Source organism: Pedobacter glucosidilyticus, from assembly GCF_002483235.1.
Classification (GTDB): Bacteria; Bacteroidota; Bacteroidia; order Sphingobacteriales; family Sphingobacteriaceae; genus Pseudopedobacter; species Pseudopedobacter glucosidilyticum_B.
The window spans coordinates 103,664-125,412 of the sequence record NZ_DLHN01000035.1 but is presented as its reverse complement, the minus strand read 5'-3'; the positions used below and the strand labels follow the sequence as shown (position 1 = coordinate 125,412).

Here is a 21,749-nt window from a genome sequence, read left to right as displayed (position 1 = left end):
TCTTTCGTTCTTCGGAAAGTTTGGATTTAGCATTATTGAAAGCTCCTAAATATCCGCTCTTTAGGGCTTTTTAATTTTTACTTTTGATTTTTAACTTTTTAAGTCTTTCTACTTTATACTCTGTACTTTATACTTTTTAAGGCATCTTTCTACTTTTCACTTTAAACTTTCCGCTTTCCGCACCATCTCCCAACCATGTTCGAGACTTGTTCGGTAAATGGCCCTGTTTTTCCGAAGGTGTCCGGGAGAAGTCTGAGAGAAGCACCGAACGTGATATGGATAAAACGTGGATAAAAGGTGGGGTATAGGTGGGCTATACGTGGACTTATATTAATAAATTTTTAGATTTTTTGGATTTTGTTTACTTTAGGTTAATCAAATCTATTGAAAAATTGGTAGAATAAAAAGGATGATTTCGATTTTCTGGAAAATCAGAAAGCACAATTGGTGGAGACATTAATATTAAAAAATAAATTGATGATGATAAAAAGTTCTTTTTTACAAGGCACAAGTACACAGCCGCACATGGCTAAGGCTGCATACTTGCGCCAGATGGGTGACATTAAAATGATTAGAATTTTTTTTTTCGTATTGATAGCTGTGTTTTTAACAGGTTGTGCAAATCTTAAAAAAGCAGAATTAAATAAAAAAGACGATAAAACGAAAACATTTGATTTAGAAGAATATAAAGTAATACTGGATAGCAAGGGGAAAAAACATCCTAAAAACTATTCTATTCTAAAACTGGATAATAATTCATTAAGATATATAAGCAGGGTAAGTTATATAAGAAAAGATGGGGCATATGTCGAGATAACTGAGAAGAGAGATTCTTATATTTTGAAAGAGAAAGAGCCAAACAGTTTGTATACCATGAATTATTATTATGATTCGAAAACAAGGCTGTTGGAAGGAAATAGTCGCTTTTTTTATGATATACCAGTAGGTATGTATATAAGATATGATAACAAGGGTAATGTAATAGAACAGATAAATTATGATGAGCGTTTTCTAGACCACTGTAAATTTAAAATAGAAGATTTGGTTAAAAAGTTACAAAAAGAGCTAAATGTTGATATAAGTAATTCATTCAAAACCATCAATAATGACATAACAGAAGTATCTTTATATATACCTAAAAGTGAAAATGAAGAAGGGTTTTATGTTATAAAAATTTGGGGAGACTATTCATCTGAGTATAAAGTTTATAGTACTCTAAGGACGATAAGGGTAGATTGTATTACTGGAGTTATATTAATAGATACAATAGAGTCTTTATCGAACGTAGAAGGATAATCAAAATAATTTCTCATATGCCATCAAATCAAGAAGATAATTTATACTACCCCCCATCTGGCGCCTGATGATGTTATTGATGCTTTAAATGACAATGGTGGGGATTTGATTGATTATTGGAGAGATATTGAGTTCTTAAAAGGAGAACGGATAAAAGTAACTTTCTTAAAAGCTTTTAAGCTTTTGAAAGGTAATCCTAAAATAATTGAACATCTTTTTGAAGGAGTGATATATTCGGATGGAAATATAGGAGGGATTCACTCAATAATCGCTCAATCTAATGGTTGTGTGGTTAATCCGGTCACTATACCTGGACCAAGCGGAACTTACAAAGCACATGTTGGTAAATATAACTCAAATAATATCCTTATTATGAAACTCGATAGAAAGGGTAACCTTCTAGATAACGATATGTTTCCTGATATATGGAACGAAAGTCAGTTATTAGAAGAATTAACATATGCTTTTGAAAATATGAGATATTTTGAAGGAAATCAATGGATTGGAATTCTCCGTAATGGAAGTACTTGTACTTTTTGCATGAAAGGATTGAAAAAAGATAAGATAATAACTTTAAACACTAGAGTCATCACAGTTTGGCCTAATTAATACAATTGAAATGGAAACTTTAAAGAAATATAATATATCCTTCGCAAAGGTTATAATACACAATACTACTCATAACAGAGTACATAGCAATAACTCTTGGTTATCATTATTAGTTAAAGATCATAAGACTATATCTGATGCAAATAGACTATTAGATGGGATAAATACAGCAATAAATGAAAATTGGCAAAATTCTGATTGGGGGTATCCTACTCAGGGAATGGTTATAGCAATTATTGATTCTGACTATACTAAAATTTATGAGGATCTTGAAGAATACGCAAACAACAAAAGTATTTCTCCATCTTTTACTCTGCCTACATTAGATTTTAAAGAGATTGTAGAAGCATGGATACAGTATTTGCAAAACAACAGCTAGCTCGTTTGGCGCAAGTATGCAGCTGGGGAATGAGGGAAGAGTACTTGTGCCTTGATAATAAAACTGTATAAAATGAATGATTGACAAATGAGCAGAAAATACAAATTTTACGAGCAGGATGAATCAATCCAGACTTAGTAAAAAAGTTATATAGTCTTTAAATAACAATAGCTGAAAGTGACTGGAAAACAGTTTCTCTAAGAAGGAAAAGAATTAAAGTATAAATCAGAAAAACATGCCAACAACAGCCGTAGCTAAAAGATATTATCCAAAATTGTCAGAAGTGATCACTTTGGATGACCTGCCCGAGTTTTTGTCCTTCGCTCGCGAGGGTTTAACTGCTATTTTTGATAAGATCCATTATAAAAATCTGCAATATTCTAAAAGCTATCGTGGTGATGCTGCCTTCTACAGTCTGGATATTGTCTCAAGGGAAATTGGCTTAAACCTGCCTTTTGGCTTACGTTTAATCTTAAACCCGGATGAACAAGGGGATCCTAAAATACACCCACTTAGAAGTAGGTATCAAATCTCATCATCAATAAAAGAAACAGCTTTGCAGAATAATCCTCTGCAAAGCTGTTTTAAATCAATGTTTGTGACCGGGCTCATAAATAAGCCTTAAAAAACTTTGAAACCTTTTATTTTCCCGATTCACGGGGATACCAGAAACAATTCCAACAATTAAGTTATCTGCAATACTTACCCGCATTTGGGGTCTTAGCATGATGTCAAAACCCTCATTACTAAAAGTTTTATTTAATTCTAATCCTATAAAATTTCTTGAGCTGGGTATCATGTAATGAAAGTTTGTATTTATATCGTAACTGCTTTCCCAATTTTTGTTTCCAAAAGATTTATAAAATTGTGGTCCGGTATAAACTAAACTATGGTAATGCGCCCCTATCCTTTTGGCAATAACCAAAAAAGGATTAAAATTATTTCCGGCAAATATATTGTTGGTAGCGATAGCATTTAAGTCGGTAAATTTTATCTCATTGATATAACCAAAAGCCATTGAGGTTCTAAGTTTCGGGTTTACCAGAAATGTCCATTGAAAAGCTGTTTTTATACCCTCAACAGCATGAGAAGGCTGTTTATCAACAGATGCCTTGCTGTTTTTACTATACAAACTTACGGGTACTTCTATCTCTAAACCTAAACGGTTAGCCACTGCCCATTCATATTCTACCAAAAGCTCTATCTCATCGTAATTAAGATTATCTTGGATGCCTAAACCCACGTTCCATTCTTTCTCTCCTTTTCTTGCACCTAAATCTCTAATCAAATCAATATAAAGTGGTTCTGCATGTTCTACTTTAATGAGTTTTGTGGTGTCTTGTTTAGCTACGGCTTGATTAAACAAGGCTAAAAAGCAAAAGAATGCCATTAGCCCGATTACATATTTTATCATCAGTCTTTTTTATTAAAATAATTTTAAAAAATTTCTTTTTACAGAGTTATTGCAAAGAGGAATGATAGTTCTGGCGGAAGAAATATGGAGGGCAATTTACCTTTGGGTAACTTTTGGATGTTAAAATCAATCAAATCAGATAAAAACATCGGGATATTAAAAAGCTGGAGCGTTGTAAATGGTGTGATATACAACTTTAATTTAACAAGGGTTTGTTCTTGTTCTGCTTCTTGTTGCTCTTCTATATGATGATCTAAACCTAATATAAACTCTGAAAAAAATTCATAGTAAGATTCATAATCATTTATTTGGAGATTATCTTGATAACCCAAATTGGTAAAGCGCTTGGTATGAAGCGTATCAGGAGTATCATAGCTAAAGTTAAACACAATAGCTGCGATGATGTAAAATATGAAGCTGCTAAATTTAAAAGACCTAAGCTTTTTCATTTTACAAGAATAATGAGGCTGTCTCAAATCATCATTTTGTGTCAGGCTGAGCGGAGTCGAAGCCTTTACTTATCCTTCGACTCCGCTCAGGATGACATTTCTTTCGGCTCCGCTGAGGATGACAATAAAAGTCTACCATTGACGCTATTTATAAATGTTTAAAAATCAAGCATTCACCCACTAGCTTTCCGGCCTCTTGACCGGCCATGTCAAGGTACTTTTTTCCGCAAAAAGTACCCAAAAACTCTCCGCTGCGCCGCTTGCTTCTAAAGGTTCTACTACGGCTAATCCTGTAGAAACCGCAACCGCCAAGGCGGAATTGGGCGTAAACGGTCGTTAATGCTTGGGCAAGACTATCGAACTACTTAAACACGTCATTTCATATTGATTTCTATGAAATATATTAACCCTCAATATGACAAATATGATTTTTAAGACAACCTCATTGATATTTAATTCTAATTAGGCTAATTTAAAGATGTGATCGAAATCATCATTACTATTACAAGTTACTTCTAAATCTTTGATGAAACCTGTCTCGATATCAATCACCCAGCCATGCACTTCCAGCTCTTGTCCGCGAGCCCAGGCATTCTGAATGATAGAAGTTCCGCAAAGTTTATTTACACCTTCTATCACATTTAAATGTACCATTTTTCTTACTTTTTCTTCTTGATCCTCAATGGCATCAACTTCGGCTTTGTGTAAACGGTAAACATCTTTAATATTGCGCAACCAGTTATCTATTAAACCGTATTGCTTATCTGTCATGGCGGCAGCAACACCCCCACAACCATAATGTCCGGCAATAATTACATGCTCTACTTTTAAAACATTAACAGCATAATCTAATACTGATAACATATTCATATCGTTATGTACAATAACGTTAGCAATATTTCTGTGTACAAAAATTTCGCCTGGTAAAGTATTGGTTATCTGGTTAGCTGGCACACGGCTATCTGCACAACCTATCCATAAAACTGGTGGCTTTTGTCCGGATGATAACCTATTAAAATAATCTGGATCTTGTTTCAAAGTTTCGGCCACCCATTCTTTATTGCCTTCTATTAAAGACTCGTATGTTATATGCTTGGTATCTATCATGATTTTTAATTAGTTATTTTTTTGTAATTCCTTTTCTTTAGCTATTTGATGTGTATCTACAATTTCCGCAATATCGTCTGCTTGTATAATTAAATCCTGAAGCTTAGGAAGCTCGTATTTAGGATGAATATTAACCAGCTCTACGTCTATTTGCTTGGCGTACGCATGCTCATGAAAATTCTCAATAATTTCTAAAACATCTCTATCTATATACTTAGAATTTGTGCCATCAATAACAACTTTAGCACCTTTAGGGATATGGGTTAAAGTGTATAAAATAGCACCTTTGTTTAAGAAAGACACCTCTTCTGAGAGTTTTAAACGAAGTGTTTTTTGTTTGCCATCTTTCTCTAGTTTGTAGAAATAAGGATTTCTCATGTTGGCTCTTAATAAATAGAAAACACCTATTAACATACCAACAGCAACACCTGTAAGCAAATCTGTAAATACAACTGCAAGTACAGTAACTATAAAAGGAATAAACTGATTTTTACCATGTCGCCACATTTTAGAAAATAATGTAGCATTAGCAAGCTTATAACCTGTAAATAATAAAATAGCAGCTAAAGCAGCTAAAGGAATCTGGTTGATGAGCCCCGGAATAACTAATAAAGCGGTTAACAACCATAAACCATGAAAAACTGCCGACATTTTAGTTCTGGCACCAGAATTAACATTTGCCGATGACCTTACGATAACAGAAGTCATAGGTAAACCACCTAATAAACCACTTACTGTATTACCTACCCCTTGTGCAACCAACTCTCTATTGGTTGGAGAAACACGTTTCTGTGGGTCTATTTTATCAATAGCCTCTAAACTTAATAAAGTCTCTAAAGAAGCCACAATAGCTATGGTTACCGCAACTGTCCAAACTTTAGGATTGGTAATAGCACTAAAATCCGGAAACAAGAATAAATTCTGAAACTCTGTAAAACTAGCCACCATAGGTATTTGTACCATGTGCTCGTTTGTAAGAGCCAAACCTGTGCCCTGGAAAGCCATTGTTAAACCTATACCTGTTAACACCACCACTAAAGCGGCCGGAACAGCTGCAACTTGTTTAATTTTTGGCCACAAGATTAAAATTGCCAAAGAAAGTACAGCAATAATAACAGCCCCTAGCTGCATGTTTTCTACTGCGGTGATAATAGCAGTAAAGGTGTTATCATCGTTTACTTGTTTAAAAGACTCTTCGCCTTCGTAGCTTTTATCATAGCCTAAGGCATGCGGCAATTGTTTTAAAATTAAGATGATACCAATGGCTGCAAGCATCCCCTCTATAACAGCCGATGGAAAATAATTACCAATAGTGCCTGCTTTTGCAATTCCTAAAATAATTTGAATTATACCTGCAATTAAAACTGCAAGAATAAAAACGTCATAGCTTCCTAACTGTGTAATTGCATTTAAAACAATTACAGTTAAACCAGCAGCAGGCCCGCTAACACTTAGTTGCGACCCACTAAAACTTGCTACAACAATACCTCCTATAATACCCGTTAATAAACCGGCAAATAAAGGTGCCCCAGAAGCTAATGCAATGCCTAAACATAAAGGTAAAGCCACTAAAAAAACCACGATACTAGAAGGTAAGTCTTTTTTTAGCGTTTGCGGATTAAAGTATTTAACCGCATTAAACCCCGGAAATAAAGATTTATGATCTTTTTCCATAAAAATTTTAAATAAATGTTGTTATTTTTTTGTTTTGAATATCCCCCTTATATACTGATTATCATCAATATACGTATAAAAAATTTTAAATCAAATGGTTGGGAGGCGGGGTTAGTACAGAAGGAAAAAAAGAGTTGATATAATTTCTAGGCTTTACAAAGTATTTTAAATTGGCATTTGTAGGTATAGGATTTAAGCAAAACTCGTAAATATAATTTAGCTCAGACCCATATTTTAAAAGTTTACCAATATCTTTTGAATGATCGGCATGATGATCTTTGGAGTGCGTTTCTAATTCTAGTTGTAGGATAGCGGCATTTACAGTTTCTTTATCAATACTATAAATTAAGGGCGCAACAGATATCCCCATCTTCACTGCAAAGATGAACAAGAATAACGCACTAATTAAATTAAGTTGTAATGCCCTTTTCATTTAATATTAAAAATCAAACATTTACGTTTGATAATGGTTGCAAATTAAACTTTTTTTACTGTTACAAAATCAATAAATTGTAAAGCTTATGATAGATAACGCTACAAATATAAATTTAGCTCTTTATATCGCAAGTATTAACGTAAAAATTTATACATTGATTGCTAATCGTAAATACAGCTCAAGTGAATAAAAAATTAGATTTTCTAAACCATAAAAAAGCTGAAGCGCTAAACGGTGGCGGTAAGGATAGAATTACTGCACAGCATAAAAAAGGAAAATTAACGGCTAGAGAAAGGTTACATTTTTTACTAGACGAAAACTCTTTTGAAGAAATTGGCATGCTGGTAACCCACCGTTCTACTGATTTTGGAATGGATAAAGAGCAGTACCTTGGCGATGGTGTGGTGACAGGTTATGGCACTATCAACAATCGCTTAGTTTATGTTTACGCTCAGGATTTCACCGTATTTGGAGGCTCTTTATCTGAAACACATGCCGAAAAAATCTGTAGAATTATGGATTTAGCAATGCAAAACGGAGCACCCATTATTGGGTTAAACGATTCTGGAGGAGCTAGAATACAGGAAGGCGTAGTTTCTTTAGGTGGCTATGCCGATATTTTTTACCGAAATACCCTAGCCTCTGGTGTTATTCCACAATTATCTGCCATTATGGGGCCTTGTGCGGGTGGGGCGGTGTACTCTCCGGCCATTACAGATTTTATTTTTATGGTAGAAAACACCTCTTATATGTTTGTAACTGGACCCAATGTGGTAAAAACAGTTACCCATGAAGAGGTAAGCTCGGAAGAATTGGGTGGTGCCCAAACGCATGCAACAAAATCTGGCGTTACCCATTTTGCTTGCGCCAATGAGATTGAGGCTATCCAGCATCTCAAAAAAGTTCTTTCTTATATCCCTCAAAACTGCGAAGAAGTTGCACCTTCCTTAGATTATCAAGCTGGGGACGAAAGAAGAGAGAAACTCAATACCATACTTCCAGAAAACATCCATCAGCCTTATGATATCAGAAGTATTATAGAGGAGGTGACCGATGAACAATCTTTTTTAGAAGTTCATAAAGAATATGCAGAAAATATTGTTGTTGGCTTTGCAAGACTTGCTGGAAAAAGTATAGGTATCATTGCTAATCAACCAGCGTTTCTTGCGGGTGTTTTAGATATCAATTCATCAAAAAAAGCAGCTCGTTTTGTTCGCTTCTGCGATTGTTTTAACATCCCACTTTTGGTTTTTGAGGATGTCCCAGGCTTTTTACCCGGCACAGACCAAGAATGGAATGCCATCATCACCAATGGTGCTAAATTATTATTCGCTTTTAGCGAGGCTACTGTTCCGCGTATAACTGTTATTGTAAGAAAAGCTTATGGTGGTGCTTACGATGTGATGAACTCTAAACATATTGGTGCTGATATGAATTTTGCTTGGCCTAGTGCAGAAATTGCTGTTATGGGTGCTAAAGGAGCAGCAGAGATTATCTTTAAAAAAGAAATCAGTACGGCAGAAAACCCTCAGGAAAAATGGTTGGAGAAAGAAAAAGAATATTCTGATTTATTTGCCAACCCTTACCGGGCAGCAGAAAGAGGTTTTATTGATGAAGTGATAGAGCCCGCTGAAACCAGAACAAAACTGATAAAAGCTTTTAAAATGTTAACAAATAAAGTGGTACAAAAGCCACGTAAAAAACACGGTAACATCCCGCTATAAATAATTTAAATTTATGTAGATATTTAAAGTTGAAAATTTATGACTCCAAATTTTACCATAGAACAAATCACCCCAGAGCTTACTTGGGACATCAGACAAAAAGAACTTTATCCGGGTAGTCCTATATCAGATATTAAACTAAAAGAAGATTATTACGGGCTACATTTTGGCGTTTTCACGGATAATAAACTGGTTGCTATACTATCTGTTTTTGACAAAGGTTCATCTGTACAGTTTAGAAAATTTGCAACCTTAAAAGAGTACCAAGGGAAAGGTTTTGGGAAAGCACTCATGAACTTTACGATAGATTTGGCAAAGAGCCAAGGTAAAACTTTAATCTGGTGCAATGCAAGATTAAGTGCTATCAGTTTTTATAAACAGTTTGGTTTTACAGAAACCGAAGAAGCCTTTACCAGAAAAGGCATTGATTATATCATCATGGAAAAAAGATTAAGCTAAGACAAATAAGTAAATACCAATATATTTGCTTTAAACATTTTTTATATCAATATGGCAAAGAAAAAAGAGCAGAAGAAAGCAGAAGTAGTAAATAAAAAATCACTAGCGTTTTTAGAACAATATATCAATAACCCATCGCCAACAGGTTTTGAGTGGGAAGGACAAAAAATATGGTTAGATTATATTAAACCTTATATAGATGAGCATTATGTAGATAATTATGGTACAGCTGTAGCAGTTATTAATCCTAAAGCAGACTATAAAGTTGTAATTGAGGCTCATGCCGATGAGATTTCTTGGTTTGTAAATTACATTACCAGCGATGGGTTGATTTATGTTATCAGAAATGGTGGTTCAGACCATCAAATTGCCCCGTCTAAAAGGGTAAACATCCATACAGAAAAAGGAATTGTAAAAGCTGTTTTTGGATGGCCAGCAATACATACTCGTCATGGTGGCGAGAAAGAAGAAACGCCTCAACTAAAAAACATTTTCCTTGATTGCGGCTGTACCACAAAAGAAGAAGTAGAAAAATTAGGTATCCATGTGGGCTGCGTAATTACTTACGAAGATGAGTTTATGGTACTTAACGACCGTTATTATGTAGGAAGAGCATTGGATAACCGTGTAGGTGGTTTCATGATTGCTGAGGTGGCAAGACTTTTATATGAGAACAAAACCAAATTACCTTTTGGGCTTTACATTGTGAATGCTGTACAGGAAGAAATTGGTTTAAGAGGTGCAGAAATGATAGCTCACAAAATAAAACCTGATGTAGCCATTATTACCGATGTTACCCATGATACTACCACTCCTATGATTAGTAAAATTACACAAGGAGATTTATCTTGTGGTAAAGGCCCCGTAATATCTTATGCCCCAGCCGTACATAATAATCTTAACAAACTGCTTATTGATAGCGCCATTAAAAACGAAATTCCTTTTCAAAGGCAAGCCTCATCACGCTCTACAGGTACAGATACTGATGCTTTTGCTTACTCTAATGATGGTGTAGTATCAGCCTTAATTTCTTTACCTCTAAGGTATATGCATACTACTGTAGAAATGGTTCACAAAGAAGATGTTGACAATGTAATTAAACTCATCTATCATTCGTTGTTAAATATTAAGAAGAACCAAGATTTCAGATACATCAAGTAATGATTTTAAAATTGAACAAAAAACTATTAGCCGGCGTATATCTTATGCCGGCTTTATTTGCTTTTAAAGTATCCGCTCAGGAGTTAAAAGGTTATCAAACACCACCAAAAGAGCTAGCCAGTATCATCGAAAACACGGTTAATAGAAATGTACTCATTAGCGGTAAAGGTAATTACTTGGCTATTTTACAAGAACCTGGCTATCCCTCTATTAAAGAAATCTCTCAACCTTTATTAAAACTAGCAGGTTTACGCATCCATGCGGCTAATAGCAGCAGTAACGGAACGGCTAAATATTCATCCGTTACCATAAAAAAAATTGATTCTTCTAAAGAAGTAGTGCTTTCTGGCATCCCAAAAGATGCAAAAGTTGGTCATTTAACCTTCTCACCTACAGAAAATCAGTTGGCATTTGCTGTGTTTTTGGATAACGAAATTCAACTTTGGGTGGCATCTACCAGCACCGGAATAGCACAAAGATTAACCAACTTCTCTTTAAATGATACCTACGGCAAATTATTAGAATGGACACCAGACGGAAATGCCATTTTAGCAAAGTTTCAGGTTGATTATCGTAAACCACTTCCGCAACAAAGCTTTATACCAGATGGGCCTATCATTACTGAAAATTTAGGAGAAAAATCCCCTGCCAGAACCTATCAGGATTTACTCAAAAACCAATACGACGAGCTGCTTTTTGATCACCATTTAACTTCTCAGATAAAAATGGTTTATCTAAATGGGCAAGCTGTTAACTTTAACAGACCAGGTATTTATAAAAACTTTAGCTTCTCTCCTGATGGTAATATGGTGATGATTTGGACAGTTACCAAACCTTACTCCTATCATGTACCTGTTAGCAGATTTCCTTATGATGTAGAAATTTTTGATAAATATGGTAAGCTCATAAAAAAACTTGCTCAGGTACCTTTGGCAGATAAGCTACCTAATGGATTTGATGCGGTAATCAAAGGTCCTAGAGAATTTCAATGGCGAGCAGATAAGCCTCAAACCTACATTTGGGTAGAAGCGCAAGACTTAGGAGATCCGTCGGAAAGGGTTTCTATCAGAGATATCGTGTACATGCAAAATTTAATGGTTAATGATAAACCTGTAAAACTTGCGTCTTGTTATCTAAGATTTAATGATATTATGTGGGGCGATGACCAAATTGCTATTATTACAGAAAGATGGTGGAAAACCAGAGCCGAGCGTCGTGTTTTTATTAAACCAGGAAACCTAAGCTACCGTGTAAACCTTTGGGATAGGTATTATGAGGATGCTTATAGCGACCCGGGCCAATTTGTAACTGTTAAAAATGAGTTTAACAAGAACGTATTATTATTAGAATATAACTCCGTTAAAAGGCTTACAGACCCTAGCAACATCAACATCTTTTCTATATCAGAAGGAGCTTCTGGATTAGGTAACAGACCTTTCTTATTGAAATTTAATGTTAAAACTAAAATTACAGATACGCTTTTTAGGTCTAAAGCTCCTTTCTATGAAAAACCTATTTATTTTACAAATCAAAACAAACTTTTAATCAGTAGAGAATCTAACATAGAACCAACCAATTACTATCATATAGACTTAAATAGAAAAAACCAAACACAATTAACTTTCTTCCCAAACCCAAACCCCGAACTTTTTGGAATTATTAAAAGACCCATAAGCTATAAAAGAGCCGATGGTTTAAACCTAAACGCTACTTTATATTTACCAAAAGATTATCATGTTTCTAAAGGCAGACTACCCGTTTTAATGTGGGCTTACCCTCGTGAATTTAAAACAGTAGCAGCAGCTGGGCAGGTTAAGGGCTCTCCTTATCAGTTTACTCGTATCTCTTGGGCCTCTCCTGTATTTTGGGTTACACAAGGCTTTGCTGTGTTAGATAATGTTGATATGCCTATAGTAGGAGAAAGCAATGATCAACCTAATGATACTTTTATAGAACAACTGAAAGACAATGCCTTTGCCGCTATTAGCAAGCTTAATGATTTAGGTGTTGCCGACCCTAAAAGAATAGCTATAGGGGGACACTCTTACGGAGCTTTCATGACCGCAAATTTACTTGCCCACACCAATTATTTTACTGCCGGAATAGCCAGAAGTGGCGCATACAATAGAACGCTTACCCCTTTTGGTTTCCAGGCAGAAGAAAGAACCTATTGGGAAAATCCAGATGTTTATTATAAGATGTCTCCTTTTTCTTATGCGGATAAGGTTAAAACACCCTTGTTATTGATTCATGGGGAAGCAGATGATAACTCGGGAACATTTCCAATGCAAAGTGAAAGATTTTATAGTGCGCTTAAAGGTCATGGTGCTACTAGTAGATTGGTTTTATTACCTGCCGAAGCACATAGCTACAAAGCTAAAGAGTCTGTTTTACATACTTTATGGGAAATGGATACCTGGCTTAAAACCTATGTAAGAGATAAAAAAGATATTACTACAAGTCATCATTCATCAAAGAAATAATTAAAATTTATTTAAAAACGGCAAAACTATTGTTCAACATCAATAAATTAACATTAATGCCTTAAAGAAGTATATCTATAAGCTAGAATATTTTTTTAATTTAGAACAATTTTTTAAGCTATCTTTCTTAAAGAAGAAAGAAACAAAATAAGAACTTATATGAAAAAACCTACTTTATTAATTCTTGCCGCAGGTATGGCCAGCCGTTATGGAAGCATGAAACAAATTGATGGATTTGGTCCTAACGGAGAAACCATTATAGATTATTCTATTTACGATGCTATAAATGCGGGATTTGGAAAAATTTCGTTCATCATCCGTGAAGAGTTTGCCGAAAATTTTAAAGCTATTTTTGAGCCTAAACTAAAAGGAAAAGTAGAAACAGATTATGTTTTTCAAACTTTTGATTTAAAAAAATACGGTATAGATAAAGATATATACAGAGAAAAACCTTGGGGAACCGGACACGCGATTTTAGAAGCTAAAAATCAAATTCATGAGCCATTTTGTGTTATTAATGCCGATGATTATTATGGTTTTGAAGCATTCGAAAAAATGGTTCAATTCTTAAATAACGAATCTGCAGAAGATAAATATTGCATGGTTGGCTATAAAATTGGCAATACACTTTCTGAAAACGGAGCCGTTTCCAGAGGTGTTTGCCAAACTAATGATAGCGAAGAGTTAGCAGCTATTAATGAACGTACTAAAGTATTTCCAGAAAATGGAAAGATTTATTATGAAGAAAACGACGAAAAAGTAGAATTACCAGCCTCTACTCCTGTTTCTATGAATTTTTGGGGCTTCACACCTTCTGTTTTTCCTATTACAGAAAAGCTTTTCAAACAATTTGTTGAGGATAATCAGGACAAGCCAAAAGCAGAATTCTTTATCCCCCTTATTGCAGATCATTTAATCAAATCTAAAGAAGCATCTTTTAAAGTAATTCCTACAGATGAAAAATGGTTTGGAGTTACTTATAAGGAAGATAAGCCTATTGTACAAGAAAGCATCAATAAACTAGTTGAAACTGGTGTTTATCCAAGTAAACTTTGGTAATAAAAATATAAAAATTTATAAAAAATTAAAGCCTGATTGAATTGTCAATCAGGCTTTAATTTTCATCAGTAAACTTACTACTTCTTATCTTCGTCTTTTACCTCTTCAAAGTCTACATCAGTAACATCATCAGCACCAGCAGAAGCATTATCCTGAGGTGCACCTTGTGGCTGTCCTTCTGCTCCAGCACCTGCTTTGTACATATCCTCAGAAGCTGCGGCCCAAGCTGTATTTAATTTCTCAGAAGCTGCATCTATATCTGCAAAGTTCTTAGCTGCATAAGCATCTTTAAGCGCTTTTAAAGCGTCTTCAATAGCTCCTTTTTTATCGGCAGGAATTTTATCACCGTATTCTTTCAGTTGTTTCTCTGTAGAGAATACCAAAGCATCAGCAGCATTAATCTTATCTGCTTCTTCTTTTGCTTGTTTATCAGCCTCAGCATTTCTTTCTGCCTCTTCTTTCATTTTCTTGATTTCCTCGTCAGATAATCCGGAAGATGCCTCAATTCTTATTTTTTGCTCTTTGCCTGTTGCTTTATCTTTAGCGCCTACATGTAAAATACCGTTAGCATCAATATCAAAAGTTACCTCAATTTGCGGAACTCCTCTTGGTGCAGGCGGTATACCATCTAAGTGGAAACGACCAATAGTTCTGTTGTCTTTCGCCATCGGACGCTCGCCCTGTAAGATATGAATCTCTACAGATGGCTGATTGTCTGATGCCGTAGAGAAGGTCTCAGATTTTTTGGTTGGAATAGTGGTATTCGCCTCTATCAATTTAGTCATCACGCCACCCATAGTCTCAATACCTAAAGAAAGCGGAGTAACATCTAATAATAATACATCTTTAACCTCACCAGTTAAAACACCACCTTGGATAGCAGCACCAATAGCTACAACTTCATCCGGGTTAACACCCTTAGAAGGTGCTTTACCAAAGAATTTCTCTACCGCTTCCTGTATAGCTGGGATACGAGTAGAACCACCAACTAAAATAATCTCATCGATATCAGAAGTTGATAAACCCGCATTTTTTAAAGCCGATTTACAAGGATCTATTGTACGTTTTATCAAATCACTCGCTAATGATTCAAATTTTGCTCTAGATAAGTTACGTACCAAGTGTTTAGGTCCGGTAGCATCAGCGGTAATATAAGGCAAGTTTATCTCAGTAGAAGTACCACTAGAAAGCTCAATCTTAGCTTTTTCAGCAGCCTCTTTTAGACGTTGTAAAGCCATTGGATCTTTAGTTAAATCCATTCCGTTCTCGGCTTTAAACTCTTCAGATAACCAATCTATAATTACTTGGTCAAAGTCATCACCACCTAAATGAGTATCACCATCGGTAGATTTAACTTCAAAAACACCATCACCTAACTCTAAGATAGAAACGTCATGTGTACCACCACCGCAGTCGAACACAACAATTTTCATATCCTTATTGGTTTTATCCAAACCGTAAGCCAAGGCAGCAGCAGTAGGCTCGTTAATAATTCTTCTTACTTTCAATCCTGCAATTTCACCAGCCTCTTTAGTAGCTTGTCTTTGCGCATCGTTGAAGTAAGCAGGAACCGTAATAACCGCTTCTGTAACTTCTGTACCTAAGAAATCTTCAGCAGTTTTCTTCATTTTCTGAAGCGTCATTGCAGAAATTTCCTGAGGCGTATATTTTCTATCATCAATCTCCACACGTGGAGTGTTGTTATCTCCTTTTACAACTTTGTAAGGAACACGTCCAACCTCTTTGGTAACTTCATCAAAGCTGTTACCCATAAAACGCTTTACAGAATAAATAGTCTTAGTAGGGTTAGTAATAGCCTGGCGTTTTGCAGGATCACCAACTTTACGCTCACCACCTTCAACAAATGCTACAATTGATGGCGTTGTACGTTTTCCCTCGCTGTTTGCTATAACTACAGGCTCATTACCCTCCATTACTGCAACACAAGAGTTTGTTGTTCCTAAGTCTATACCAATAATTTTTGACATACTATATGAATTTATGATTTACAAATCTTTAATAAACCAATATTATCAATGCCTATGCCAATAGAATTTTGACAGGATTTTATATCCAGAATTTCAAAAGCAAAAGATTTTAAAGACAAATACACACTTTAGGATGACATGTTGTCATATTTTATTTTGAAGAGCAAATGCAGTATTTTATTTGTACTGATAGTCCGGCTATCCATTCCTATTGGCTCCGTAAACTACGCCAATACCATTACTATCCGGTCTATTTTACGCGGGGCATTGCTACTATTGGAGGTTAATAAATAAAGAAGTCGACTTTAAAAGTTGGCTTCTTTACACAGAAATAAAATTTTCATATTCTTTTCTTCCAAGTTGCCGGATTTCTGTTTGTATTAAATACAGCAATGATATTTATATCAGTATTTTCCAGAATGTATAAAATCAAATATGGAAATTTCTGTACTATATATGCTCTTACTATTTTCTTATATCTGATATTATAAGTTAAAGGGTTCTTTGTAATCGCAATCAATGACCTTTCAATACATTGTAAAAACTGTTCTCCCAATCCACTTTTTTGCATTTCATACCACGAAAACCCTTCTAATAAATCATCTTCTGCCTGTATAGAAAGCTTATAGCTATATCGCATTCTTATGCCTTTTACGGATATTCGCTTTTACCTCATCCCATGTTCTAAATTCAGTTTTCCCTTTAAGGTATTCATCAATCCTTGTATCAAGCTCTTCTTGCTGAACAGTAGAAATAAAAGATATATCTCTATTTTGCTTTATATCCTGTATTTCTTGTAATAATTTCTCATCTTCGAGTTCTGTAATCCAGTGTATGATATTTATTTTTAATGATTGAATATCCATATCTATCTTCTTTAAATCACAAACTGTTTAACATTAACATATTTGAGTATACCGCTAATAACAAATTTAATAAATTAAACTCATTTAGAAATCAATCTCTCTTCCAGCTCCTTTACCCTATCTTCTAAAAGCTTTATTTTATCTTCATAAAGTTTTTTAATCTCAGGGCTTATCTGGTACTGATGAACTATACCATTATTTGTAGAATGTTGGTTATTATTGAAATTAAAAACATACTTGTCATCAAATCCTAAAATAGATTCTTTATCAGTATCTAAAATTTCTGCAATCTTTAAAAGACGCTCTTCACTCAGGCTTATATCTTCATTTTCTATACGGGCATAATTACTCTGGCTAATGCCCAGCCTTTCTGCCACATAACCTTGTGTAAAGTTTCTTAACTCTCTAAACTTTTTTATTTTTTTACCTGCCGACTGCATAATTAGAATAAATTATGCACTAATATACATATTGTTTGCAAAGTGAAAAATAAAAATTTACAATCATTTTGAGATGTTTGAGAAAATTCAAATAAAAATTATGAAAAAACTATTGTTAAGCACTGTAGTGCTATTTTTATTTTCTGCATCAATATTAATTTTTCAAGCAAGTTGCAAAAAAGAAGCTAATGCACAGCAATCTGGTAATGAACAAAGTTCTGTTATTTTATATAAAATAGCTGATGAATCACTTCCAAACAACGTAACAAGTGCAGAATATTGGGTAGTAGATATTAATGGTCAGAATAAAAGAAAAATCCCCATAAATCTTCCAACCAACTTAGTTCTACACAGCGGATCGAATGGGCACTTAGTTAATGGAGGAAAGACTCTGATATTTACAGTTACGGATAAAGAAGAAACCCAAGATGATCCAAGAATTTATTATATCTATTCTTGCGCTTTAGATGGAAGCAATCTTAAAAAAGTTATAGATTATACTTCAACTAATAAAGGTTATGTATTCCTAGAACTTCAAGGCGCATATTAAATCTACTTTTTAAAAAAGATTAAATAAATAAAAATCTAAATAACAAAAAGCCCTAACCAAAAAGGCTAGGGCTTCTCTATTTATCTCGTTAAGATAATTATGCTTTTTCTTCTTCTGAAGATTCGCTAGAAGTTTCTTCTTGAACTGGAGCTTCCACAACTTCTTCAGTTGTGGTTTCTGTAGCTGCAACAGGTGCTGCCGCTTTAGCTTTACTACCAGAACCTCTTCTACGAGTTGATTTTTTCTCTACTTTAGCTTCTGCACCGTAAACCTCATTAAAGTCTACTAACTCTACAATAGCCATAGAAGCATTATCACCTAAACGATTACCCAATTTAATAATACGAGTGTAACCACCTGGTCTTGAAGCAATCTTCTCTGCTACTTCACGGAATAAAGTTGTAACAACTTCTTTGTTTTGTAGCAATTGGAATACTGTACGACGAGAGTGAGTAGTATCATTTTTAGACTTAGTTAAGATAGGCTCTACATAAGTACGTAAAGCTTTTGCTTTTGCTAAGGTTGTAGTAATACGCTTGTGTAAAATAAGCGAAGATGCCATGTTAGATAACATCGCCTTACGGTGACTATCTGTACGACCTAAATGATTAATTTTTTTTCCGTGTCTCATTACTATATTAATTTTCGCATACCGTCAGCTCAAGCCCCTATGGCGAGCCGGGAATTATGCGAGATTTTCGCTTTTATATAATCTTAAAAAAGATTATTCTTCGTCTAATTTAAATTTAGACAAGTTCATACCAAAAGATAATCCTTTTGATTTTACTAGTTCTTGGATCTCTGTTAATGATTTCTTACCGAAGTTTCTGAATTTTAACATATCAGCTACATCATAAGAAACTAACTCTGCTAATGAACGAATATCAGCTGCTTTTAAGCAATTTAAAGCTCTTACAGAAAGATCTAAATCAACCAATTCAGTTTTTAAGATTTTACGCATGTGTAAAACTTCCTCATCAACTTCTTTTGTTTCTTCTTTCGCTTGAGACTCTAATACTAAATTCTCATCAGAGAATAACATAAAGTGCTGAATTAAGATTTTAGCAGCTTCTTTAAGTGCTTCTTCAGGATGGATAGAACCATCAGTAGAAATATCTAAAAGTAATTTCTCGTAATCAGTCTTTTGCTCTACACGATAGTTTTCTATAGTGTATTTAACGTTCTTGATAGGAGTATAAATTGAATCAATTGCGATAACACCTACTACAGCGTCAGCATTTTTATTCTCCTCAGCAGAAACGTAACCTCTTCCTTTATTGATTGTTAATTCAATCTCTAAAGTAACAGAGTCTTCCATGTTGCAAATAACAAAATCAGGGTTTAAAACCTCAAAATTATTAGAGAACTTAGAAATATCTCCAGCTTTGAAACTTTCCTGACCATTAATGATCACAAAGATTTTCTCTGAATCACCAGACTCGCCTGTTTTCTTAAAACGAACTTGTTTTAAATTTAAGATGATATCCACTACATCTTCTGCCACACCTTTGATGGTAGAAAACTCGTGTGATACACCTGAAAAACGAACTGAGGTAATTGCGTAACCTTCTAATGAAGATAACAGGATTCTTCTTAAAGCGTTACCTATAGTAACACCAAAACCAGGTTCTAATGGACGAAATTCAAACGTACCATCAAAATCTGTAGATTTCTGCATAATTACCTTGTCAGGTTTCTGAAATGCTAAAATTGCCATTTATTTGCCTTATGTTTTATCGTTAATTCTTAGATAAACAACTAATTGCCAACTTCGTTAGAAATTGGCAATTAATCATTTTATCATTATTTAGAGTACAACTCGACGATTAAGTTTTCCTTAATATTTTCAGGAATACTATCACGATCTGGATACTGTAATAATTTACCAGTTAAGGTCTTTGCATCCCATTCTAACCAGTTGTGTTTATTAATTGTACGGCCAGCTACCGAGTTACTAATTGCTTCTAGTGATTTTGATTTCTCACGAACTTCAATAACATCACCAGCTCTTAGTGTATAAGAAGGGATATTAACAACTTCACCATTTACCATGATGTGTCTGTGAGAAACTAATTGACGAGCACCTGATCTTGTTGGAGCGATGCCTAAACGATATACAGTATTATCTAAACGAGCTTCTAAAAGCTGTAATAAGTTTGTACCTGTAATACCTTCTCTTGAAGATGCTTTTTTAAATAAATTAGAGAATTGTTTTTCTAACACACCATAAGTGTATTTTACTTTTTGTTTCTCCATTAACTGAACAGCATATTCTGATTGCTTTCCTCTTCTTTTTGAAGCACCATGTTGCCCAGGAGGATAATTTTTTCTTTCTAATGCTTTATCAGGGCCAAAAATTGGCTCTCTGAATTTACGAGCGATTTTGGACTTTGGTCCGGTATATCTTGCCATTTTATTTTGTTTAAAGTATCATCCTAACCAAATGCTAGGAGAATCTTAGCTTTAAAATTTATTAAACTCTTCTTCTTTTAGGAGGACGACATCCATTGTGGGGTAGTGGAGTTATATCTTTTATAGTTGTAACTTCCAAACCTGAATTTTGTAAGGTACGAATTGCAGACTCACGACCTGAACCTGGACCTTTTACAAAAACCTCAACTTTACGTAAACCTAAATCGTGTGCTGCTTTTCCACAATCAATTGCTGCTTGTGATGCTGCGTAAGGTGTATTCTTTTTAGAACCTTTAAAACCTTGCTTACCTGCTGAAGACCAAGAAATAGTTTGTCCTTGATTATTGGTAAGAGTAATGATTATGTTATTAAAGGTAGCGTTGATATGTGCTTGACCAACTGGTTCAATAACAACAACACGTTTTTTAGTAACTTTTTTTGACTTAGCCATTTTTTACTATCAATTATTATTTAGTAGCCTTTTTCTTATTAGCAACAGTTTTTCTCTTTCCTTTACGAGTACGAGAGTTGTTTTTGGTTCTCTGTCCGCGTAACGGTAAGCCTTTTCTGTGGCGTAATCCTCTGTAACATCCAATATCCATTAAACGTTTGATGTTTAATTGTACTTCAGAACGTAGTTGTCCTTCAACTTTAATTGATTCTGAAATGATGTTACGGATGGCTGTTAATTCTTCATCGGTCCAATCTTGAACTTTTTTATTGAAATCTATTCCAGCTTGAGTCAAAATTGACTGTGCTGTACTTCTACCGATTCCAAAAATATAAGTAAGGCCGATCTCTCCTCTTTTGTTTTTTGGTAAATCTATACCTGCTATCCTTGCCATTTATTATTTGTTGATAGTTTAAAAATTTCGATTAACCTTGACGCTGTTTGTACTTAGGATTCTTTTTGTTGATCACGTATAATTTTCCTTTTCTACGGATCACCTTACAATCAGCGCTGCGCTTCTTAATGGATGCTCTAACTTTCATTTTCTTATTTATATCTATAAGTAATTCTACCCTTAGTAAGATCATATGGAGACATCTCCAATTTCACTCTATCTCCAGGCAAAATTTTGATGTAGTGCATCCTCATTTTACCAGAAATATGTGCTATGATCTCATGACCGTTCTCTAATTCAACACGAAACATCGCATTTGATAATGCTTCTTTAATTACTCCGTCTTGCTCAATAGAGGATTGTTTAGCCATATAATAATTATTATTTATTTAATTCTA

The 21,749-nt window shown here is 34.5% G+C and carries 26 protein-coding genes; 10 read left to right on the top strand and 16 right to left on the bottom strand.

The window, feature by feature from the left end:
• Positions 1-477 precede the first annotated feature (477 nt).
• The 4 genes from B2745_RS15150 to B2745_RS15135 all read left to right on the top strand — a co-directional run bounded on the left by B2745_RS15150 (position 478) and on the right by B2745_RS15135 (position 2,909).
• Positions 478-1,296, top strand: a complete 819-nt coding sequence (locus B2745_RS15150) for a hypothetical protein (protein ID WP_304068320.1) — start codon at positions 478-480, stop codon at positions 1,294-1,296.
• Between the two features lie 105 nt (positions 1,297-1,401).
• On the top strand, positions 1,402-1,905 hold the full coding sequence (locus tag B2745_RS15145) for an EndoU domain-containing protein (protein ID WP_304068317.1): 504 nt from the start codon (positions 1,402-1,404) through the stop codon (positions 1,903-1,905).
• Between the two features lie 10 nt (positions 1,906-1,915).
• Positions 1,916-2,284, top strand: coding sequence for a hypothetical protein (locus B2745_RS15140; protein ID WP_304068314.1), 369 nt, complete (start codon positions 1,916-1,918; stop codon positions 2,282-2,284).
• A gap of 235 nt (positions 2,285-2,519) precedes the next feature.
• Positions 2,520-2,909, top strand: coding sequence for a hypothetical protein (locus tag B2745_RS15135; protein ID WP_304068312.1), 390 nt, complete (start codon positions 2,520-2,522; stop codon positions 2,907-2,909).
• Here the strand turns inward: B2745_RS15135 and B2745_RS15130 are convergent.
• The 5 genes from B2745_RS15130 to B2745_RS15110 form a co-directional block, all read right to left on the bottom strand.
• Positions 2,874-3,674, bottom strand: coding sequence for an HAEPLYID family protein (locus tag B2745_RS15130; RefSeq protein ID WP_304068310.1), 801 nt, complete (start codon positions 3,672-3,674; stop codon positions 2,874-2,876). The genes B2745_RS15135 and B2745_RS15130 overlap by 36 nt on opposite strands.
• Positions 3,675-3,736: 62 nt before the next feature.
• Positions 3,737-4,147 (bottom strand): hypothetical protein, encoded by a 411-nt coding sequence (locus B2745_RS15125; RefSeq protein WP_304068307.1) that lies wholly within the window; start codon positions 4,145-4,147, stop codon positions 3,737-3,739.
• A gap of 462 nt (positions 4,148-4,609) precedes the next feature.
• Entirely contained in the window at positions 4,610-5,254 is a 645-nt protein-coding gene (locus B2745_RS15120; protein ID WP_304068304.1) for a carbonic anhydrase, read from the bottom strand.
• Between the two features lie 9 nt (positions 5,255-5,263).
• Entirely contained in the window at positions 5,264-6,928 is a 1,665-nt protein-coding gene (locus B2745_RS15115) for a SulP family inorganic anion transporter (protein WP_051291202.1), read from the bottom strand.
• 85 nt (positions 6,929-7,013) lie between these two features.
• Positions 7,014-7,361 carry a hypothetical protein gene (locus B2745_RS15110; RefSeq protein ID WP_304068302.1) on the bottom strand — a complete coding sequence of 116 codons (348 nt, stop codon included), beginning with the start codon at positions 7,359-7,361 and terminating at the stop codon, positions 7,014-7,016.
• 185 nt (positions 7,362-7,546) lie between these two features.
• Here B2745_RS15110 and B2745_RS15105 point away from each other — a divergent pair, with 185 nt between their 5' ends.
• From B2745_RS15105 to B2745_RS15085, 5 genes are all read left to right on the top strand, one after another.
• Positions 7,547-9,088, top strand: coding sequence for an acyl-CoA carboxylase subunit beta (locus B2745_RS15105; protein ID WP_304068299.1), 1,542 nt, complete (start codon positions 7,547-7,549; stop codon positions 9,086-9,088).
• A 39-nt stretch (positions 9,089-9,127) separates the two neighbouring features.
• Positions 9,128-9,547, top strand: a complete 420-nt coding sequence (locus B2745_RS15100) for a GNAT family N-acetyltransferase (RefSeq protein ID WP_304068295.1) — start codon at positions 9,128-9,130, stop codon at positions 9,545-9,547.
• A gap of 51 nt (positions 9,548-9,598) precedes the next feature.
• Positions 9,599-10,708, top strand: coding sequence for a M42 family metallopeptidase (locus tag B2745_RS15095; RefSeq protein WP_304068292.1), 1,110 nt, complete (start codon positions 9,599-9,601; stop codon positions 10,706-10,708).
• Positions 10,709-10,719: 11 nt separating this feature from the next.
• Complete coding sequence (locus B2745_RS15090) at positions 10,720-13,191, top strand: S9 family peptidase (protein ID WP_304068289.1); 2,472 nt, start codon at positions 10,720-10,722, stop codon at positions 13,189-13,191.
• Between the two features lie 159 nt (positions 13,192-13,350).
• Positions 13,351-14,250, top strand: coding sequence for a nucleotidyltransferase family protein (locus B2745_RS15085; RefSeq protein ID WP_304068286.1), 900 nt, complete (start codon positions 13,351-13,353; stop codon positions 14,248-14,250).
• Positions 14,251-14,327: 77 nt separating this feature from the next.
• Here the strand turns inward: B2745_RS15085 and dnaK are convergent, their stop codons facing one another.
• The 4 genes from dnaK to B2745_RS15065 form a co-directional block, all read right to left on the bottom strand.
• Positions 14,328-16,238, bottom strand: a complete 1,911-nt coding sequence (gene dnaK, locus B2745_RS15080) for a molecular chaperone DnaK (RefSeq protein ID WP_304068283.1) — start codon at positions 16,236-16,238, stop codon at positions 14,328-14,330.
• A 340-nt stretch (positions 16,239-16,578) separates the two neighbouring features.
• Positions 16,579-16,878, bottom strand: a complete 300-nt coding sequence (locus B2745_RS15075) for a type II toxin-antitoxin system RelE/ParE family toxin (protein WP_304068280.1) — start codon at positions 16,876-16,878, stop codon at positions 16,579-16,581.
• Positions 16,868-17,104 (bottom strand): addiction module protein, encoded by a 237-nt coding sequence (locus B2745_RS15070; protein ID WP_026904598.1) that lies wholly within the window; start codon positions 17,102-17,104, stop codon positions 16,868-16,870. Before B2745_RS15070 ends, B2745_RS15075 begins: the two co-directional genes overlap by 11 nt.
• A gap of 80 nt (positions 17,105-17,184) precedes the next feature.
• Positions 17,185-17,544: a helix-turn-helix domain-containing protein gene (locus B2745_RS15065; protein WP_051291198.1), complete on the bottom strand. Its 360-nt coding sequence runs from the start codon at positions 17,542-17,544 to the stop codon at positions 17,185-17,187.
• Positions 17,545-17,644: 100 nt separating this feature from the next.
• Between B2745_RS15065 and B2745_RS15060 the strand changes: the two genes are divergently transcribed.
• On the top strand, positions 17,645-18,094 hold the full coding sequence (locus B2745_RS15060) for a hypothetical protein (RefSeq protein WP_304068277.1): 450 nt from the start codon (positions 17,645-17,647) through the stop codon (positions 18,092-18,094).
• A 97-nt stretch (positions 18,095-18,191) separates the two neighbouring features.
• Here the strand turns inward: B2745_RS15060 and rplQ are convergent, their stop codons facing one another.
• From rplQ to infA, 7 genes are all read right to left on the bottom strand, one after another.
• Positions 18,192-18,725: a 50S ribosomal protein L17 gene (gene rplQ / locus B2745_RS15055; RefSeq protein WP_304068274.1), complete on the bottom strand. Its 534-nt coding sequence runs from the start codon at positions 18,723-18,725 to the stop codon at positions 18,192-18,194.
• A gap of 93 nt (positions 18,726-18,818) precedes the next feature.
• Complete coding sequence (locus B2745_RS15050; RefSeq protein ID WP_026904315.1) at positions 18,819-19,811, bottom strand: DNA-directed RNA polymerase subunit alpha; 993 nt, start codon at positions 19,809-19,811, stop codon at positions 18,819-18,821.
• Between the two features lie 86 nt (positions 19,812-19,897).
• Positions 19,898-20,506, bottom strand: coding sequence for a 30S ribosomal protein S4 (rpsD, locus tag B2745_RS15045; protein WP_026904314.1), 609 nt, complete (start codon positions 20,504-20,506; stop codon positions 19,898-19,900).
• Between the two features lie 61 nt (positions 20,507-20,567).
• Complete coding sequence (rpsK, locus tag B2745_RS15040; RefSeq protein WP_026904313.1) at positions 20,568-20,957, bottom strand: 30S ribosomal protein S11; 390 nt, start codon at positions 20,955-20,957, stop codon at positions 20,568-20,570.
• 16 nt (positions 20,958-20,973) lie between these two features.
• Positions 20,974-21,351 (bottom strand): 30S ribosomal protein S13, encoded by a 378-nt coding sequence (gene rpsM, locus B2745_RS15035; RefSeq protein ID WP_026904312.1) that lies wholly within the window; start codon positions 21,349-21,351, stop codon positions 20,974-20,976.
• A gap of 31 nt (positions 21,352-21,382) precedes the next feature.
• Complete coding sequence (gene rpmJ / locus B2745_RS15030; RefSeq protein WP_081659260.1) at positions 21,383-21,499, bottom strand: 50S ribosomal protein L36; 117 nt, start codon at positions 21,497-21,499, stop codon at positions 21,383-21,385.
• Between the two features lie 4 nt (positions 21,500-21,503).
• On the bottom strand, positions 21,504-21,722 hold the full coding sequence (gene infA / locus B2745_RS15025) for a translation initiation factor IF-1 (RefSeq protein ID WP_013633164.1): 219 nt from the start codon (positions 21,720-21,722) through the stop codon (positions 21,504-21,506).
• Between the last annotated feature and the right edge of the window lie 27 nt (positions 21,723-21,749).

Bases quoted from the DNA above. Each gene is read 5' to 3' on its own strand.
- B2745_RS15050 (WP_026904315.1), bottom strand. From the start codon at position 19,811: ATGGCAATTTTAGCATTTCAGAAACCTGACAAGGTAATTATGCAGAAA.
- dnaK (WP_304068283.1), bottom strand. From the start codon at position 16,238: ATGTCAAAAATTATTGGTATAGACTTAGGAACAACAAACTCTTGTGTT.
- B2745_RS15135 (WP_304068312.1), top strand. From the start codon at position 2,520: ATGCCAACAACAGCCGTAGCTAAAAGATATTATCCAAAATTGTCAGAA.
- B2745_RS15075 (WP_304068280.1), bottom strand. From the start codon at position 16,878: ATGCGATATAGCTATAAGCTTTCTATACAGGCAGAAGATGATTTATTA.
- B2745_RS15095 (WP_304068292.1), top strand. From the start codon at position 9,599: ATGGCAAAGAAAAAAGAGCAGAAGAAAGCAGAAGTAGTAAATAAAAAA.
- B2745_RS15070 (WP_026904598.1), bottom strand. From the start codon at position 17,104: ATGGATATTCAATCATTAAAAATAAATATCATACACTGGATTACAGAA.
- infA (WP_013633164.1), bottom strand. From the start codon at position 21,722: ATGGCTAAACAATCCTCTATTGAGCAAGACGGAGTAATTAAAGAAGCA.
- rplQ (WP_304068274.1), bottom strand. From the start codon at position 18,725: ATGAGACACGGAAAAAAAATTAATCATTTAGGTCGTACAGATAGTCAC.
- rpsD (WP_026904314.1), bottom strand. From the start codon at position 20,506: ATGGCAAGATATACCGGACCAAAGTCCAAAATCGCTCGTAAATTCAGA.
- B2745_RS15110 (WP_304068302.1), bottom strand. From the start codon at position 7,361: ATGAAAAGGGCATTACAACTTAATTTAATTAGTGCGTTATTCTTGTTC.
- B2745_RS15140 (WP_304068314.1), top strand. From the start codon at position 1,916: ATGGAAACTTTAAAGAAATATAATATATCCTTCGCAAAGGTTATAATA.
- B2745_RS15065 (WP_051291198.1), bottom strand. From the start codon at position 17,544: ATGCAGTCGGCAGGTAAAAAAATAAAAAAGTTTAGAGAGTTAAGAAAC.
- rpsM (WP_026904312.1), bottom strand. From the start codon at position 21,351: ATGGCAAGGATAGCAGGTATAGATTTACCAAAAAACAAAAGAGGAGAG.
- B2745_RS15120 (WP_304068304.1), bottom strand. From the start codon at position 5,254: ATGATAGATACCAAGCATATAACATACGAGTCTTTAATAGAAGGCAAT.
- B2745_RS15125 (WP_304068307.1), bottom strand. From the start codon at position 4,147: ATGAAAAAGCTTAGGTCTTTTAAATTTAGCAGCTTCATATTTTACATC.
- B2745_RS15060 (WP_304068277.1), top strand. From the start codon at position 17,645: ATGAAAAAACTATTGTTAAGCACTGTAGTGCTATTTTTATTTTCTGCA.
- B2745_RS15150 (WP_304068320.1), top strand. From the start codon at position 478: ATGATGATAAAAAGTTCTTTTTTACAAGGCACAAGTACACAGCCGCAC.
- B2745_RS15085 (WP_304068286.1), top strand. From the start codon at position 13,351: ATGAAAAAACCTACTTTATTAATTCTTGCCGCAGGTATGGCCAGCCGT.
- rpsK (WP_026904313.1), bottom strand. From the start codon at position 20,957: ATGGCTAAGTCAAAAAAAGTTACTAAAAAACGTGTTGTTGTTATTGAA.
- rpmJ (WP_081659260.1), bottom strand. From the start codon at position 21,499: ATGAAAGTTAGAGCATCCATTAAGAAGCGCAGCGCTGATTGTAAGGTG.
- B2745_RS15115 (WP_051291202.1), bottom strand. From the start codon at position 6,928: ATGGAAAAAGATCATAAATCTTTATTTCCGGGGTTTAATGCGGTTAAA.
- B2745_RS15130 (WP_304068310.1), bottom strand. From the start codon at position 3,674: ATGGCATTCTTTTGCTTTTTAGCCTTGTTTAATCAAGCCGTAGCTAAA.
- B2745_RS15100 (WP_304068295.1), top strand. From the start codon at position 9,128: ATGACTCCAAATTTTACCATAGAACAAATCACCCCAGAGCTTACTTGG.